This is a genomic window from Burkholderia sp. SRS-W-2-2016, assembly GCF_001931485.1.
GTDB lineage: Bacteria > Pseudomonadota > Gammaproteobacteria > Burkholderiales > Burkholderiaceae > Paraburkholderia.
Window position 1 is genome coordinate 33072 of sequence record NZ_MSDV01000016.1, and the last position, 15545, is coordinate 48616.

Consider the following 15545-nt stretch of genomic DNA (forward strand, 5'->3'; position numbering starts at 1 on the left):
GGAGATAGAAATCATGTTGAGCCTTGCCCATTACCTTGTCCTCGGCGCGATCCTGTTTGCGATCAGCATCGTTGGCATTTTCCTGAACCGCCGCAACGTCATCATCATCCTGATGGCGATCGAACTGATGCTGCTCGCGGTGAACACCAATTTCGTCGCGTTCTCGCACTACCTGGGCGACGTGCACGGCCAGATTTTCGTCTTCTTCGTGCTGACGGTTGCGGCAGCCGAAGCAGCGATTGGTCTCGCAATTCTGGTGACCCTGTTCCGTAGTCTCGACACGATCAATGTCGAGGATCTCGATCAGCTCAAAGGTTAATTTCAGGAAAAGCGGTTATGTCCACGATACTTAATGAAAACCTGCTGTTGGCAATTCCGCTGGCACCGCTTGCCGGTTCTCTCATCGCAGGCCTGTTCGGTAAGGCGGTAGGGCGAGCGGGTGCGCATTCGGTCACGATCCTCGGCGTCGCTGTTTCGTTCATCCTGTCTGCCATCGTGTTCTTCCAGGTGATGGACGGCGCGAGCTTCAATGCGACCGTTTATCAATGGATGTCGATCGGCAAGACGCAGCTCGAAGTCGGCTTCCTGGTCGACTCGCTGACCGCGATGATGATGTGCGTGGTGACCTTCGTGTCGCTGATGGTGCACATCTACACGATCGGCTACATGGCCGACGACGACGGCTACCAGCGTTTCTTCTCGTATATCTCGCTGTTCACGTTCTCGATGTTGATGCTCGTGATGAGCAACAACTTCCTGCAGCTGTTCTTCGGCTGGGAAGCGGTGGGTCTCGTGTCGTACCTGCTGATCGGCTTCTACTTCAAGCGTGAGAGCGCGATCTACGCGAACATGAAGGCGTTCCTCGTGAACCGCGTCGGTGACTTCGGCTTCCTGCTGGGCATTGGTCTGCTGTTCGCATTCGCCGGTTCGATGAACTACGGCGACGTCTTCGCCAAGCGTACCGAACTCGCGGCGCTGAGCTTTCCGGGTACCGACTGGGGCCTGCTGACGGTCGCCTGCATCTGCCTGTTCATCGGCGCGATGGGTAAGTCGGCACAGTTCCCGCTGCACGTGTGGCTGCCCGATTCGATGGAAGGCCCGACGCCGATCTCCGCACTGATTCACGCGGCAACCATGGTGACGGCCGGTATCTTCATGGTCACGCGTATGTCGCCGCTGTTCGAACTGTCGGATACGGCGTTGTCGTTCGTGATGGTGATCGGCGCGATTACCGCGCTGTTCATGGGCTTCCTCGGCATCGTCCAGAACGACATCAAGCGCGTGGTTGCGTACTCGACGCTGTCGCAGCTCGGTTACATGACGGTCGCGCTCGGCGCGTCGGCTTACTCGGTCGCCGTGTTCCACCTGATGACGCACGCGTTCTTCAAGGCGCTGCTGTTCCTCGGCGCGGGTTCGGTGATCATCGGCATGCACCACGATCAGGACATGCGCAACATGGGCGGCCTGCGCAAGTACATGCCGATCACGTGGATCACGTCGCTGATCGGTTCGCTCGCGCTGATCGGTACGCCGTTCTTCTCGGGCTTCTATTCGAAAGACTCGATCATCGACGCGGTGAAGCTGTCGCATCTGCCGGGTTCGGGTTTCGCATATTTCGCGGTGGTCGCCAGCGTGTTCGTGACCGCGCTCTATTCGTTCCGTATGTACTTCATGGTGTTCCACGGCAAGGAGCGCTTCCGCGGTCCGAAGCATCCGGAATCGCCGATGGGTGCGGAAGCCGCGGCGCATGCGCATGACGCGCACGGTCACGACGCACATGGCCACGGTCATGACGACCACGCGCACGAGCCGCACGAAACGCCGTGGGTCGTGTGGGTGCCGCTGGTTCTGCTGGCGATCCCGTCGATCGTGATCGGCGCGATCGGGGTCGGCCCGATGCTGTTCGGCGACTTCTTCCAGCACGGCGTCGCGTTCGACAAGGTGATCTACATCAGCGAAAACCATCCGGCTCTGCATGAGATGGCGGAAGAGTTCCGCGGCTGGGCGTCGATGGGCCTGCACTCGGTGTCGGGTCTGCCGGTCTGGCTCGCGCTCGCCGGCGTGGTGGTCGCGTGGTTCCTGTATCTGGTCCGTCCGGATCTGCCGGCTGTCATCAAGCGCGCATTCGGCCCGATCTATACGTTGCTCGATAACAAGTACTACATGGACAAGATCAACGAAGTCGTGTTTGCACGGGGCGCGGTGGCGATTGGCCGAGGTCTGTGGAAGGAAGGCGACGTCGTCGTGATCGACGGTATCGTCAACGGTAGCGCACGCTTTATTGGTTGGTTCGCGAGCGTGATCCGCTTCCTGCAATCCGGCTACATCTACCACTACGCGTTCGCCATGATTATTGGCATGCTGGGGCTCCTGACCCTGTTTGTAACGCTCGGCGGCAAATAAGGCGAGGGACACTAATGCACGCTTATCCGATTCTCAGTATCGCGATCTGGTTGCCGATCCTTTTCGGTTTGCTGGTCCTTGCGATCGGCAACGACCAGAACCCGGCGCCCGCGCGCTGGGTCGCGTTGATCGGCTCGGTCCTGAGCTTTATCGTCACGCTGCCGTTGATCACCGGTTTCGATTCGAGCACCGCCGACCTGCAGTTCGTCGAGCAGGCGAGCTGGATCCAGCGCTTCCATATCGCGTACCACCTCGGCGTGGACGGCATCTCGATGTGGTTCGTCGTGCTGACCGCGTTGATCACGGTGATCGTCGTGATCGCCGCGTGGGAAGTGATCACGAAGAACGTCGGCCAGTACCTCGCGGCGTTTCTGATCCTGTCGGGCATCATGGTCGGCGTGTTCAGCGCGGCCGACGGCATGCTGTTCTACGTGTTCTTCGAAGCGACGCTGATTCCGATGTACATCATCATCGGCGTGTGGGGTGGGGCGAACCGCGTGTACGCGGCGTTCAAGTTCTTCCTGTACACGCTGATGGGCTCGCTGCTGATGCTGGTCGCGCTGCTTTACCTGTACAACGAAACGGGTTCGTTCGACCTCGCCACGTGGCAGCACGCGCAGATCGCGATGACGCCGCAGGTACTACTGTTTATCGCATTCTTCATGGCCTTCGCGGTGAAGGTGCCGATGTGGCCGGTGCACACGTGGTTGCCTGACGCGCACGTTGAAGCGCCGACCGGCGGCTCGGTCGTGCTGGCGGCGATCATGCTGAAGCTGGGCGCGTACGGTTTCCTGCGCTTCTCGCTGCCGATCGTGCCGGATGCAAGCCATTTCCTCGCGCCGGTCGTGATTACGCTGTCGCTGATCGCGGTGATCTACATCGGTCTGGTCGCGATGGTGCAGTCGGACATGAAGAAGCTGGTCGCGTATTCGTCGATCGCGCACATGGGTTTCGTGACGCTCGGCTTCTTCATCTTCAACCAGCTGGGCGTGGAAGGCGCGATCGTGCAGATGATCTCGCACGGTTTCGTGTCGGGCGCGATGTTCCTGAGCATCGGCGTGTTGTACGACCGCATGCACTCGCGCCAGATCGCCGATTACGGCGGCGTCGTCAACATGATGCCGAAGTTCGCGGCGTTCGCGATGCTGTTCTCGATGGCCAACTGCGGCTTGCCGGCTACCTCGGGTTTCGTCGGCGAATTCATGGTGATTCTCGCCGCTGTCCAGTACAACTTCTGGATCGCCGGTGGCGCGGCCGTCACGCTGATTCTCGGCGCGGCCTACACGCTGTGGATGTACAAGCGGGTGTACTTCGGCGCGGTCGCGAACGACCATGTGAAGAGCCTCGTCGACATCAACCGCCGCGAATTTTTCATGCTGGCAGTGCTCGCCGCACTGACGCTGTTCATGGGCCTGTATCCGAAGCCCTTTACCGATGTGATGCACGTATCCGTGGAAAACCTCCTCTCTCACGTTGCTCAATCGAAGCTGCCGTTGGCTCAGTAACGACGAGCGGAGGAATTTAAAACCATGCAAAACGCCCCTATGACTGCTCTGTTGCCCGACGCACTGGTGATGTTCGCCGTTGTGATCGCGTGGCTCAACGACACGTTCGTCGGCCAGGCCGGTCGTCGTACTACGTATTTCATCGCATTCTTCTCGACGCTCGTCGCCGGGATCTGGTTCGCGATGAATGCGTTCGACCCGCAAGTGCATTACTTCTTCGATCACATGTACGTGGTCGATCCGTTCGCCAACGTGATGAAGGCGGTGGTGTCGCTCGGCTACGCGGTGTCGATCGTGTATTCGCGCCGCTACCTCGAAGACCGCGGCCTGTTCCGCGGCGACTTCTTCCTGCTCGGCATGTTCTCGCTGCTCGGCCAGATCGTGATGATCTCGGGCAACAACTTCCTGACGCTGTACCTCGGTCTGGAACTGATGTCGCTGTCGCTGTACGCGGTGATCGCGCTGCGCCGTGAAGTGCCGGCGTCGAACGAAGCGGCGATGAAGTACTACGTGCTCGGCGCGCTGGCTTCGGGTTTCCTGCTGTACGGTATCTCGATGCTGTACGGCGCGACCGGCTCGCTCGACCTGAACGAAGTGTTCAAGGCGATCAGCACGAGCCACTACGATCCGACCGTGCTGCTGTTCGGCGTGATCTTCATCGTGGCCGGCGTGGCGTTCAAGATGGGCGCGGTGCCGTTCCATATGTGGGTGCCTGACGTGTACCAGGGCGCACCGACGGCAATGACGCTGATCGTCGGCGGCGGTCCGAAGGTCGCGGCGTTCGCATGGGGCCTGCGTTTCCTCGTGATGGGTCTGCTGCCGCTCGCAGTCGAATGGCAACAGATGCTGGTGATTCTGGCGGCGCTGTCGCTGATCGTCGGCAACATCACCGGTATCGTCCAGCGCAACATCAAGCGGATGCTCGCGTACTCGGCGATCTCGAACATGGGCTTCGTGCTGCTCGGCCTGCTCGCCGGCGTGGTCGACCAGAAGACCACCGGTGCTGCTAGCGCGTACGGTTCGGCAATGTTCTACAGCATCGTCTACCTGATCACGACGCTCGGTACGTTCGGCGTCATCATGCTGCTCGCACGGCGTGATTTCGAAGCCGACACGCTGGAGGACTTCAAGGGTCTCAATCAGCGCAGCCCGGTGTTCGCGTTCGTGATGATGATCATGATGTTCTCGCTCGCGGGCATTCCGCCGGCAGTCGGTTTCTACGCGAAGCTCGCGGTGCTGCAGGCAACGATGAACGCCGGTCTGACCTGGCTCACCGTGCTGGCCGTGATCACGTCGCTGTTCGGTGCGTTCTACTATCTGCGTATCGTCAAGCTGATGTACTTCGACGAGCCGCAGGACAAGTCGCAGATCACCGCCGACACGAGCACGCGCGCGTTGCTCGCATTCAACGGTGTGGCAGTACTGGTGCTCGGTATCGTGCCGGATCCGCTGCTGCGCGCCTGTCTGACCGCGATTCAGCACACGCTGCTGCTCTGATGTCCGCTGCGGGCTGGTTTATCGTGCTGTTGGCGCTGGTTGGCGCCAACGTGCCGTTCCTGAATCAGCGCCTCTTCGCCGCCGTGCCGTTAAAGGCGGCGAAGAAAAGCGCGTGGCTCCGGATCGCCGAGCTGATCGTGCTGTATTTCGTGGTCGGCGCGCTGGGCTTTCTGCTCGAAGCACGCGCAGGCAACCGCTTCGAACAGGGCTGGCAGTTCTACGCGATCACGTTTGCGCTGTTCGTCGTGTTCGCCTTCCCCGGCTTCACCTTCCAATATCTCGTCAAACGCCGCTGACGGCGCCCCGCCGTCGCGCGCGCCACGCTGTTCAGAGGTCCGCATATGGCTGAGCTTCCCAATCACGACGCCGCGCTAACCGAGACTTGCATCGACAGCAAGACGGTCCATCAAGGGCCGTTCATGACGGTCAAGTTCGATACGGTTCGCTTGCCGGACGGCAAGCAGGCGACCCGCGAATATGTTCAGCATCCGGGTGCCGTGATGGTGATTCCGCTGTTCGACGACGGCCGTGTGCTGCTCGAGAGCCAGTATCGCTATCCGATGGGCAAGGTGATGGTCGAGTATCCGGCCGGCAAGCTCGATCCGGACGAAGGGGCGCTCGCCTGCGCGGTGCGCGAATTGCGTGAGGAAACTGGCTATACCGCGAGCGAGTACGTGTACCTGACGCGTATCCACCCGATCATTTCGTATTCGACCGAATTCATCGACATCTATCTCGCGCGCGGCTTGACCGAGGGCGAGCGCAAGCTCGACGACGGCGAGTTTCTTGAACTCTTCACGGCAAGCGTGGAAGAGGTGTCCGAGTGGGTGCGTACCGGCAAGATCACCGACGTGAAGACGATCATCGGTACGTTCTGGCTCGAGAAGGTTCTCGCGGGGACGTGGCCGACCGCGGAGCCGGAGACGGCATAGTTTCGCCGCGGATCGATAGCCGATTCGCACAGATGTACAAGAAGCCCCTGCCGGTCGATGACCGGCAGGGGCTTTGTCATTGAGGACACGCTTTTTGTACGCCTGAAAATAGGACTGTGCCTATGCCGTCTAGCTGTCTCGCCGCATCGCCGGCAGACCGCTAGTATGAGCCTTCCGACCGAGGCGGCTATCGTTGGCTTCATTCTGGAATACGAACGATAGATACCGTAAGCGCGCGATCAATGCCGTCTTGACGATGCGGTGTATTCGTTATGGCAGCGCACCGATTGCTGTTGTAATAGTTCGCCGATAATCGGTAATCAAGACTTTGCCGCTTTAGCCATTCCAGAGAGTTTTCTGGCGCCAAGGTCGATGTTGTTGGCCTTGAGAAAGGCGTTCTTCGTCTGCCACCTTACTTCGCCATCAGGGAGCCCAAAGACGAGATCCCTGTCGTCCGGCGCTCGATCGGCGGCGGATGCAGTTGCGAACCGCTTCGTTCGCCAGGCTATCGCAACAAGCGTCTTCCTTCTAGATGGTGAAACACTGAACACGCGGATCCACGCCGGATGTTCCCCTAACTCCGACGTGTCGACCGCGTCGTCATCGGGGGCCGTCCGTGGCGCCCAGCCGATCGCGATGATTTTGGTCGTTCGACCAGTCCGGTCCAACTCCTCCTGACGTTGGACCTGATCGCCCAGCAGCCGGAAGCGTGAGCGCGGTATATGGGATCCTGCCAGGTAGTATTCCGCAATTACCCAATCTCCCGCCGAGGAGACGATCGGTACATCTCGTCGACGATCGTAGGCATAAACACGAGTGAGGTTGTGGAGTACGGATCGTGGAACCGTAGCGTCCGGAAAGGAATAGCGCGCCGGCTTGAACCCGCCCGCTTCAGCCTTGATCGAGTTTGCCGCGTTCATATCCCGAGGCAACAACGTTGGAGGCAGGGTAACTGAGACCAATGTATTGCCAGCCGTTCTTGCGAACCAGGGAGGACTGGAAGACTCAGTTGTTTCAATAACAGGCTCTTTATGGAGTGCTGCGAACGCACTGTGCCCAATCAGAACTGCGGCAAGAACACTTGCCGCAGTACGAGTCTTAGGTCGAATTTTCATCGCAATCTGGAGTCCTTTGTTGCTTCCTGTACGGGACATTGTCGACCAACGGCCCAAATGGGCTATCGAATCGGCACCGTTTTGACCGAAGCGGGCAAGTACGATGCGACGTTCCACGGCAGCAATTCGTCGACGAGGTTAGCCGGATGATCGGCGATGCGCTGGAGCACGTGGGCGAGATATGCCTCGGGATCGAGGCCGTTCAGGCGCGCTGACCCAATGAGACTGTAGATGGCGGCAGCGCGTTCGCCGCCGGAGTCTACACCCACAAACAGATAGTTGCGGCGACCCAGCGCGACTCCGCGCAGGGCACGCTCCGCGATCGGGTTATCGATCTCTGCGCGCCCATCGCAGCAGTAATACACGAGCGCCGGCCAGCGATTGAGCGCATAGCGAATCGCCTTCATCGTGTCGGACTTCCAGAGAGCGTGATAAGCGTCGCGTCGAACCACCGCTTCATCTCGTCGAGCAGCGGCACGGCGTGCGTCTGGCGCACGCGCCGACGCTCGTCTGGCGCACGCGCCGACGCTCGTCTGGCGGCTTGCCGCGAATCTGCTCCTCGATCTTGTAGAGCGCCCCGATGCGGCGCAGCTTCGCGATGGTCAACTTCAGATGCTCGATCTCGATAGCGCGCGACGAGAGTTGCTCCCGTAGTTCGTCAACCTGCGCTTCACGCTCAATCAGCAATGCCTTCAGGGCATCGATGTTGTCGGGCAGCGTGATCGAGATCGATTCCATAGGGACAGTTTACGAGCGTTCTTCCCCCTCAATGGATTGCACCTGACAATGATTTACAAAGCGGTGCGAGGTCGCGCAGCATCAAGTGGCTGTCGCCAATCGAAACCCTCGAGCAACAGCGAGAGTTGGGCTGTTGTCAGTGCAACGACACCACTGTCGGAGCGTGGCCAGGCAAACCGGCCTTTCTCCAGACGCTTCGCAAACAGACATAGTCCGCCATCGCACCAATAAAACGCCTTCAGTAGATCGCCGCGCTTTCCTCTGAAGAGGAAGATGTTCCCGCCATACGGGTCTTTGTCCAGCACCGTCTGCACCTTCGCCGCCAGAGAATTGAAGCCAGAGCGCATGTCGGCGAGTTCTGCATATCGAGTGTCTGGAGTACGCCGAAGAATCCGGGCAATCACGCCTGGCATTTACGGCGCATCGTCGACAACTGCAGCGCCCGGCGGTAGTGGGCATGGTGTCGCGCATCGCGTGCGGAAACCTGGGTTGAACGAAGGCAGGAGTAGTCCTCCATGGAATATGTATTCACGTTGAAATATCGGCTTGCTGCGGAAGACAGCGATTCCGACGCAGTTGTCGAGCGTCTGGGCGACGCGGGGTGCGACGATGCCACGGTTGGCGTCGGTCAACCGGGGCGGCTCGCGCTGCTTTTTTCCCGCGAAGGCGCTACCGCGTTCGAGGCGGTGACGAGCGCCCTCAAGAACGTGAAGCGCGCCGTGCCGTCGGCACAGCTCGTCGAGGCAGGGCCCGACTTCGTCGGTCTGACCGACGTGGCGGAAGTGGTGGGGGTGTCGCGACAAAACATGCGCAAACTGATGCTGAGCCACGCCACCGAATTCCCGCCGGCGGTTCACGAGGGCAGTGCGTCGGTGTGGCATCTGTCGGACGTGCTCGACTGGCTAACTTCGCGCGGCGGATACGACATCAAGGCGGACGTGGTGGACGTTGCCAGACTGGCCAAGCAGATCAATCTTGCGAAAGAGGCGCGGCAGATCGAGCCGCGGGTGAGCCGCCAGCTTGGCAATCTGCTCGCATAGGCGCGTGATGAACGCTGGCCGCGGCCGCTGAAAGCGCTGTCCCCGATTCGCCCAGCCACACAGATTCGCGTCGTCTCGTCAGTTGTCCGGAAGCAAACGGATGCGACCCGCGTGCCCTCCCGTGTACTCTCTCCCACCTTCGGCAGCCGCTTGCGCAAAGCGTTAAAATCGCGCACCCACGCCATCTTTTCTCTGCTGCAACTGGCGCTGGCGCGTCGATCATAAATTTTACGAACGATCGTTCACAAATTTTCATTTTGCGCTAAACTGGCACGCAAGCCCTGATTCCACATGAAGGTCCTCGATTTACAGTGTCCGCATGACCATCGGTTCGAAGGCTGGTTCGCTTCGACTGACGACTTCGAATCGCAGCAGTCCCGCAAGCTCGTCCAATGTCCGATCTGCGGTGCGAACGAAGTGAGCCGGTTACCGTCGGCGCCGCGCCTGAATCTGTCGGGTGCGGCCGAGCCGAAGGTGCCGGCCGGCGTGCACGAAATGCAGGCGCAGATGATGCGCACGCTGCGCGAGGTACTGGAAAAGACCGAGAACGTGGGCGACCGCTTCGCCGAGGAAGCGCGGCGCATTCACTACAACGAAGCGCCCGCACGCAATATTCGCGGTGTCACGACACCGGAAGATGCGCGTGCCTTGGTCGAGGAAGGCATCGAAGTGATGCCGCTGCCGGTCCCGGCTGCCCTGAAGGAACCGCTGCAATAACGTAGTGGGTCCGTGGCGCCGGTTGGTGGCGGCCAGGAGACACTACGTATGAATCTGGATTATTCCCCCGCCGAAGACGCGTTCCGCGCCGACATCCGCGCCTGGCTCGAAGCGAATCTGCCTCGCGAGCTGAGCGACAAGGTCCTCAATCACAAACGTCTTTCCCGCGAAGATTTCGCTAGCTGGCACAAGCTGCTCGGCACGCGAGGCTGGTCCGCGGTCGCGTGGCCGCGCGAGTATGGCGGCCCGGGCTGGGATGCGACGCAGCGGCATATCTGGGAAGAGGAGTGCGCGCGCATCGGCGCGCCGTCCGTGTTGCCGTTCGGTGTGTCGATGGTCGCGCCGGTGTTGATGAAATACGGCAACGACGCGCAGAAGCGTCACTACCTGCCGCGTATTCTCGACGGCACCGACTGGTGGTGCCAGGGCTATTCGGAGCCGGGTTCGGGTTCCGACCTCGCGTCGCTGCGCACGCGCGCCGAGCGCGTCGGCGATCATTACGTGGTCAACGGCCAGAAGACATGGACGACGCTCGGCCAGTATGCCGACATGATGTTCTGTCTTGTGCGCACGGATAGCGGCGCCAAAAAGCAGGAGGGCATCTCGTTCCTGCTGATCGACATGAAAACCCCCGGCATCACAGTGCGGCCCATCATCACGCTCGACGAAGACCATGAGGTCAACGAAGTGTTTTTCGAGGACGTGAAGGTACCGGTCGAGAATCTGGTCGGCGAGGAAAATCGCGGCTGGACTTACGCGAAGTACCTGCTCGGGCATGAACGCACGGGGATTGCGCGCGTCGGCGCGTCCAAGCGTGAACTGGCGTTCCTGAAGCGCGTCGCACTGAACCAGAAAAAGAACGGCAAGCCGCTGCTGCAGGATCCGGTGTTTGCCGCGAAGGTCGCGAATCTCGAAATCGAGCTGATGGCGCTCGAAGTCACCGTGCAGCGCGTGGTCGCCAACGAGGCGGGCGGGCGCGGACCTGGGCCGGAAGCATCGATGCTCAAGATCAAAGGTACCGAGGTGCAGCAAGGGCTGACCGAACTGATGTTCGAAGCGGTCGGCCCGCTGGCCGCGCCGTTCGACGTACCGTTCCTCGAAGGTGAGCACGAACACAGCCTCGCCGGCGACGACGATGCCGCGCCGCTGGCCGCGTACTACTTCAACTTCCGCAAGACGTCGATTTACGGCGGCTCGAACGAAATTCAAAAGAACATCATCGCGCAGATGATTCTCGGACTTTGAGGAGCGGCGCATGGACTTCACTTTCAACGACGAACAACAGCAATTTGCCGACGCGCTGCGCCGCTATCTCGAGAAGAATTACGGCTTTGAGGCACGTCAGGCGATCGTGAGCTCGGACGCGGGCGTGTCGGCTACGCACTGGGCCGCGTTCACCGAACTGGGTCTGACCGCGCTGCCGGTGCCGGAGGCGCACGGTGGTTTTAACGGCGGGCCGATCGACATGCTGGTGGTGATGCAGGAGCTTGGTCGTGCGCTGGTCGTCGAGCCGTATTGGGCGACCGCGGTTGGCATCGAAGCGCTCCGGGTTGCCGGCACAGGCGATGGCGCCGATGCCGCTTTGCTCGAACGCGCGGCGCAGGGCGAGTGCAGGCTCGCGGTCGCGTTTCACGAGCCGCACGCACGCTACGATCTGTTCGATGTGGCGACCAGCGCGAGCGGCTCGCAGGACGGCGAGGCGACGCTGAGCGGGACCAAGTCGGTCGTGCTGCATGGCGCGCAGGCGGACTATTGGATCGTGCCGGCGCGCCTGAACGGCGAGATCGCGCTGTATGTCGTCGCGCGCGATGCGGCCGGCGCCAAGGTGACCGAGTACCGGACGATCGACGGTCAGCGCGCCGCAACGCTCGAGTTCAGCGGCACGCCGGCGCGCCGGCTTGGTGGCCAGCACGCGGGCGCGGCGGCGCTCGAACAGATCGCCGACTACGGCACGCTGTTGCTGTGCGCGGAGGCGATCGGCGCGCTCGACGCGCTGAACCACGCAACCGTCGACTACACGAAGACCCGCCAGCAATTCGGCCAGCCGATTGCGCGTTTCCAGGCGTTGCAGCATCGGATGGTCGAAATGCTGATCCACGCGGAGCAGGCGCGTTCGGTCACGTATCTGGCCGCAATGCGCTACGCGAGCGACAACCCCGACGAGCGTCGTCGCGCGATTTCCGCGGCGAAAGTGCGAGTTGGGCAGGCCGCGCGTTTCGTCGGCCAGCAGGCGGTGCAGTTGCACGGCGGCATGGGTGTCACGAACGAGGTCGCGGCCGCGCATCTGTTCAAGCGCCTTGCGATCATCGAAACCACGCTCGGCGACGTCGATCATCATCTCGCACGCTTCGCGTCGCTGCCCGGCTTCGCCAGCATCGAAGGCTGAGTGGAGTGTTCAACCGCATAAAGGAGCTGGACGATGGGAATCAGTTTCGAGGACCTGGAAGTCGGTGCGAGCCGCGAAGTCGGCAAACACACGTTCATGCGCGACGAGATCGTCGAGTTCGCGCAGAAGTTCGACCCGCAGCCGTTTCACCTGGACGAAGCGGCGGCGGCCGAATCGCCGTTCCGCGGTCTGGTCGCGAGCGGCTGGCACACCTGTTCGGTGATGATGGGCATGCTGGTGCGCAACGTGCTCGCCGGGTCGACGTCGATGGGCTCACCCGGCATCGACGAAATCCGTTGGCTCAAGCCGGTGCGCGTCGGCGACACGATCACGATGATGACGGTCACGGTCGACAAGCGCGTGTCGGAGAGCAAGCCCGATCGCGGGATCGTGTCGACCCGTTGGGAGGGCATTAATCAGCATGGCGAACTTGTGATCACCGTGCGCACGAAAGGCATGTTCGGGCTGCGCAAGCCGGGAGTCGCGGCATGACGGCGAGCGCGGCGCAAGCCGCGAGGTTCGGCGATGCGGATGCTCTGCGCGCACTGATCGGCGCGGGGCCGCTCACCAGCGAATGGCTGACGGTCGATCAGGATCAGGTCAACCGTTTCGCCGATGCCACCGGCGATCATCAATGGATTCACATCGACCCGGAGCGGGCGCGGCGTGAGTCGCCATTCGGCGGTCCGGTCGCGCATGGTTTTCTGACGCTGTCGCTGATTCCGGCGTTGCTCGGCAAGACGGTGTCGCTGCAGCAGCGGATGGGCGTCAACTACGGGCTGAATCGCGTGCGGTTTATGTCGCCGGTGCTGGTCGGTTCGTTGCTGCGCGCGAAATTTGCGGTCGAATCGGTGACCGATGTGGACAACGGCGGCGTACAGGTCGTATGGAACGTGACCGTCGAGCGGCAGGGCGGGGAGCGGCCGGTGTGCGTCGCGGAGTTCGTTACGCGGCACTATTTCTAGCGCGCCGAGTGCGCTGATCACGCCGATTGCATCGGGCGCGCGGGCAACAAAAAAGCGCGAGCGGGCATACATGCCGCTCGCGCCTTGTTTTGAAACGTCTCGCTCTAGCCCATACCAGCGCGAGTGCTCAGGATCAGTGTTTCGCGTACTGCGTCGCGCCAAATAGCATCTCTTTCGCTTTGTCGTCCATCAGCGGCACGCGCGCCGACGCGAGCACATCGACACCGCGCACCACGGCCGGCCGCGCGGCGATCTCTTCATGCCAGCGCTTCACGTTCGGCAGCGAATCGAGTTCGATGCCCTGGTTCTGCCACGAGCGGGTCCACGGAAACGCGGCAATGTCCGCGATCGTATAGTCGTCGCCGGCGAGATAGCGCGTCTTGCCGAGTTGCGTATCCATCACGCCATATAGCCGCCGCGCTTCGTTGGTATAGCGGTTGACCGCGTATTCGATCTGCTCCGGCGCATAGACGCGGAAGTGATGCGTTTGCCCGAGCATCGGACCGAGGCCGCCCATCTGGAACATCAGCCACTGCAATACCGCATAGCGCGCGGCCGGGTCAGTCGGCAGGAACTTGCCGGTTTTCTCGGCGAGATAAATCAGGATCGCGCCCGATTCGAACAACGCGAACGGCTGGCCGTCGGCGCCTTTCGGACCGTCTGAATCGGCGATCGCGGGGATCTTGTTGTTCGGACTGATGGCGAGAAATTCGGGCTTGAACTGGTCGCCGGCGCCGATATTCACGCCGTGCACGGTGTAGGGCAGGCCCGTTTCCTCGAGCATGATGTGAACCTTGTGCCCGTTCGGGGTCGCCCAGCTATAGACGTCGATCATCCTGGCTCCTTTCGTGAAAGCGGCGCCGCAAGGAGGGCGCCGCTATTGACGAAAATTAGAGCATAGATCGCGCGATGCTGCTGAGCGCACCAGCGGGGCAGAGCGCGCGCAGAACGCGCGCTCTGAAACGCAAATCAACCACGTGTGACCGGCATTTCCACCCGAGCCGCGGCGCCCGCATCCATATGACGCGCGAGTTCGAGCTTCGCGATCGCATTGCGATGCACTTCATCCGGACCGTCGGCGAAACGCAGCGTGCGTGCCGACGCGTACGCATACGCGAGCGGGAAGTCGTCACTGACGCCGCCACCGCCGTGCGCCTGGATCGCCCAGTCGATCACCTGGCAGGCCATATTCGGCGCGACCACCTTGATCATCGCGATCTCGCCGCGCGCGCCCTTGTTGCCGACGGTGTCCATCATGTACGCGGTCTTCAGCGTCAGCAGGCGCGCCTGCTCGATCATGCAGCGCGCTTCCGCGAGACGCTCCTGTGTGACGCCATGCGATGCGACCGGTTTGCCGAACGCGACCCGTTGCAGCGAGCGCTTCGCCATCAGTTCGAGTGCGCGCTCGGCGAGCCCGATCAGCCGCATGCAATGGTGAATACGCCCCGGACCGAGGCGGCCCTGCGCGATCTCGAAGCCGCGGCCTTCGCCGAGCAGCATGTTGCTGGCTGGCACGCGCACGTTGTCGAGCGTGATCTCCATATGGCCGTGCGGCGCGTCGTCGTAACCGAACACCGTGAGCGGGCGATGCACGGTGATGCCGGCCGCGTCGGCGGGCACGAGGATCATCGATTGCTGTTGATGGCGCGGCGCGTCCGGATCGGTCTTGCCCATCACGATATAGACCTTGCAGCGCGGATCGCCGGCGCCCGAGGACCACCACTTGTGGCCGTTGATCACGTAATGATCGCCATCGCGCACGATACGCGTCTGGATATTGGTCGCATCCGACGACGCCACCTCCGGCTCCGTCATCAGGAATGCAGAGCGAATCTGCCCTTGCAGCAGCGGCTCCAGCCATTCGCGTTTGTTCTCTTCGCTGCCGTAACGCTCGATCGTTTCCATGTTGCCGGTGTCGGGCGCGTTGCAGTTGAACACTTCGGGCGCCCAGGGCACGCGGCCCATGATCTCGCACAGCGGCGCGTATTCGAGGTTCGTCAGGCCGGCGCCGCGCTCCGATTGCGGCAGGAACAGATTCCACAGGCCGGCGTCGCGCGCTTTCTGTTTGAGTTGCTCGATCAGCTCGGTCGGCAGCCAGGCATTGCCGTTTTGCCGGTTGCGCGCGATCTCGGCATAGAACGCCTGCTCGTTCGGATAGATGTGCGCGTCGAAGAAGGCGAGCAGTTTTTCGCGCAACGCCTGAACCTTCGGGGTGTAATCGAAATTCATCTGGGTCCTCGCGGATAA

At 61.5% G+C, this 15545-nt stretch carries 18 protein-coding genes and 1 pseudogene; 12 read left to right on the forward strand and 7 right to left on the reverse strand.

Annotation, left to right across the window (positions count from 1 at the left end):
- The first annotated feature begins 13 nt into the window (after positions 1-13).
- The 6 genes from nuoK to BTH42_RS05255 are packed head-to-tail and all read left to right on the forward strand — an operon-like array spanning position 14 to position 6337.
- Positions 14-319, forward strand: a complete 306-nt coding sequence (gene nuoK / locus BTH42_RS05230; protein ID WP_007588140.1) for an NADH-quinone oxidoreductase subunit NuoK — start codon at positions 14-16, stop codon at positions 317-319.
- 17 nt (positions 320-336) lie between these two features.
- Positions 337-2403 (forward strand): NADH-quinone oxidoreductase subunit L, encoded by a 2067-nt coding sequence (gene nuoL / locus BTH42_RS05235; protein ID WP_075296497.1) that lies wholly within the window; start codon positions 337-339, stop codon positions 2401-2403.
- A 14-nt stretch (positions 2404-2417) separates the two neighbouring features.
- Positions 2418-3908 (forward strand): NADH-quinone oxidoreductase subunit M, encoded by a 1491-nt coding sequence (locus tag BTH42_RS05240; RefSeq protein WP_075296499.1) that lies wholly within the window; start codon positions 2418-2420, stop codon positions 3906-3908.
- Positions 3909-3932: 24 nt separating this feature from the next.
- A complete protein-coding gene (gene nuoN, locus BTH42_RS05245) occupies positions 3933-5405 on the forward strand; it encodes an NADH-quinone oxidoreductase subunit NuoN (RefSeq protein ID WP_075296501.1) in 1473 nt (490 codons plus the stop codon).
- Complete coding sequence (locus tag BTH42_RS05250) at positions 5405-5701, forward strand: DUF2818 family protein (protein ID WP_075296503.1); 297 nt, start codon at positions 5405-5407, stop codon at positions 5699-5701. The genes nuoN and BTH42_RS05250 overlap by 1 nt, the downstream gene beginning before the upstream one ends.
- Before the next feature lie 45 nt (positions 5702-5746).
- A complete protein-coding gene (locus BTH42_RS05255; RefSeq protein ID WP_075296505.1) occupies positions 5747-6337 on the forward strand; it encodes an NUDIX domain-containing protein in 591 nt (196 codons plus the stop codon).
- A gap of 320 nt (positions 6338-6657) precedes the next feature.
- On the opposite strand, the gene BTH42_RS05260 is transcribed toward BTH42_RS05255, so the two are convergent.
- The 5 genes and pseudogenes from BTH42_RS05260 to tnpB all read right to left on the reverse strand — a co-directional run bounded on the left by BTH42_RS05260 (position 6658) and on the right by tnpB (position 8537).
- Positions 6658-7452, reverse strand: coding sequence for a hypothetical protein (locus tag BTH42_RS05260; RefSeq protein WP_143751977.1), 795 nt, complete (start codon positions 7450-7452; stop codon positions 6658-6660).
- Positions 7453-7514: 62 nt separating this feature from the next.
- The gene (locus tag BTH42_RS36410; RefSeq protein WP_372237241.1) at positions 7515-7721 is read right to left on the reverse strand and encodes a transposase domain-containing protein; all 207 of its coding nucleotides are present in this window, start codon (positions 7719-7721) and stop codon (positions 7515-7517) included.
- A gap of 36 nt (positions 7722-7757) precedes the next feature.
- A pseudogene (locus tag BTH42_RS36415) lies at positions 7758-7907 on the reverse strand (transposase); the annotation flags it as partial.
- 1 nt (position 7908) lies between these two features.
- A complete protein-coding gene (locus BTH42_RS36420; protein ID WP_372237240.1) occupies positions 7909-8190 on the reverse strand; it encodes a hypothetical protein in 282 nt (93 codons plus the stop codon).
- A gap of 53 nt (positions 8191-8243) precedes the next feature.
- Positions 8244-8537 carry an IS66 family insertion sequence element accessory protein TnpB gene (gene tnpB / locus BTH42_RS05270; RefSeq protein ID WP_372237242.1) on the reverse strand — a complete coding sequence of 98 codons (294 nt, stop codon included), beginning with the start codon at positions 8535-8537 and terminating at the stop codon, positions 8244-8246.
- Positions 8538-8705: 168 nt separating this feature from the next.
- Between tnpB and BTH42_RS05275 the strand changes: the two genes are divergently transcribed.
- The 6 genes from BTH42_RS05275 (at position 8706) to BTH42_RS05300 (ending at position 13298) form a co-directional block, all read left to right on the forward strand.
- Positions 8706-9230, forward strand: a complete 525-nt coding sequence (locus tag BTH42_RS05275; protein WP_075296511.1) for an AlpA family transcriptional regulator — start codon at positions 8706-8708, stop codon at positions 9228-9230.
- Between the two features lie 291 nt (positions 9231-9521).
- Entirely contained in the window at positions 9522-9947 is a 426-nt protein-coding gene (locus tag BTH42_RS05280; protein WP_075296512.1) for a DUF1178 family protein, read from the forward strand.
- Between the two features lie 48 nt (positions 9948-9995).
- Complete coding sequence (locus tag BTH42_RS05285; RefSeq protein WP_075296514.1) at positions 9996-11192, forward strand: acyl-CoA dehydrogenase family protein; 1197 nt, start codon at positions 9996-9998, stop codon at positions 11190-11192.
- Positions 11193-11202: 10 nt separating this feature from the next.
- Positions 11203-12333, forward strand: a complete 1131-nt coding sequence (locus BTH42_RS05290; RefSeq protein WP_075296516.1) for an acyl-CoA dehydrogenase family protein — start codon at positions 11203-11205, stop codon at positions 12331-12333.
- A gap of 33 nt (positions 12334-12366) precedes the next feature.
- Entirely contained in the window at positions 12367-12825 is a 459-nt protein-coding gene (locus BTH42_RS05295) for a MaoC family dehydratase (protein ID WP_075296518.1), read from the forward strand.
- Entirely contained in the window at positions 12822-13298 is a 477-nt protein-coding gene (locus BTH42_RS05300) for a MaoC family dehydratase (protein ID WP_075296520.1), read from the forward strand. The genes BTH42_RS05295 and BTH42_RS05300 overlap by 4 nt, the downstream gene beginning before the upstream one ends.
- A 133-nt stretch (positions 13299-13431) precedes the next feature.
- On the opposite strand, the gene BTH42_RS05305 is transcribed toward BTH42_RS05300, so the two are convergent.
- The gene (locus BTH42_RS05305; RefSeq protein WP_075296522.1) at positions 13432-14133 is read right to left on the reverse strand and encodes a glutathione binding-like protein; all 702 of its coding nucleotides are present in this window, start codon (positions 14131-14133) and stop codon (positions 13432-13434) included.
- A 134-nt stretch (positions 14134-14267) separates the two neighbouring features.
- Complete coding sequence (locus tag BTH42_RS05310) at positions 14268-15527, reverse strand: acyl-CoA dehydrogenase family protein (protein WP_075296524.1); 1260 nt, start codon at positions 15525-15527, stop codon at positions 14268-14270.
- Between the last annotated feature and the right edge of the window lie 18 nt (positions 15528-15545).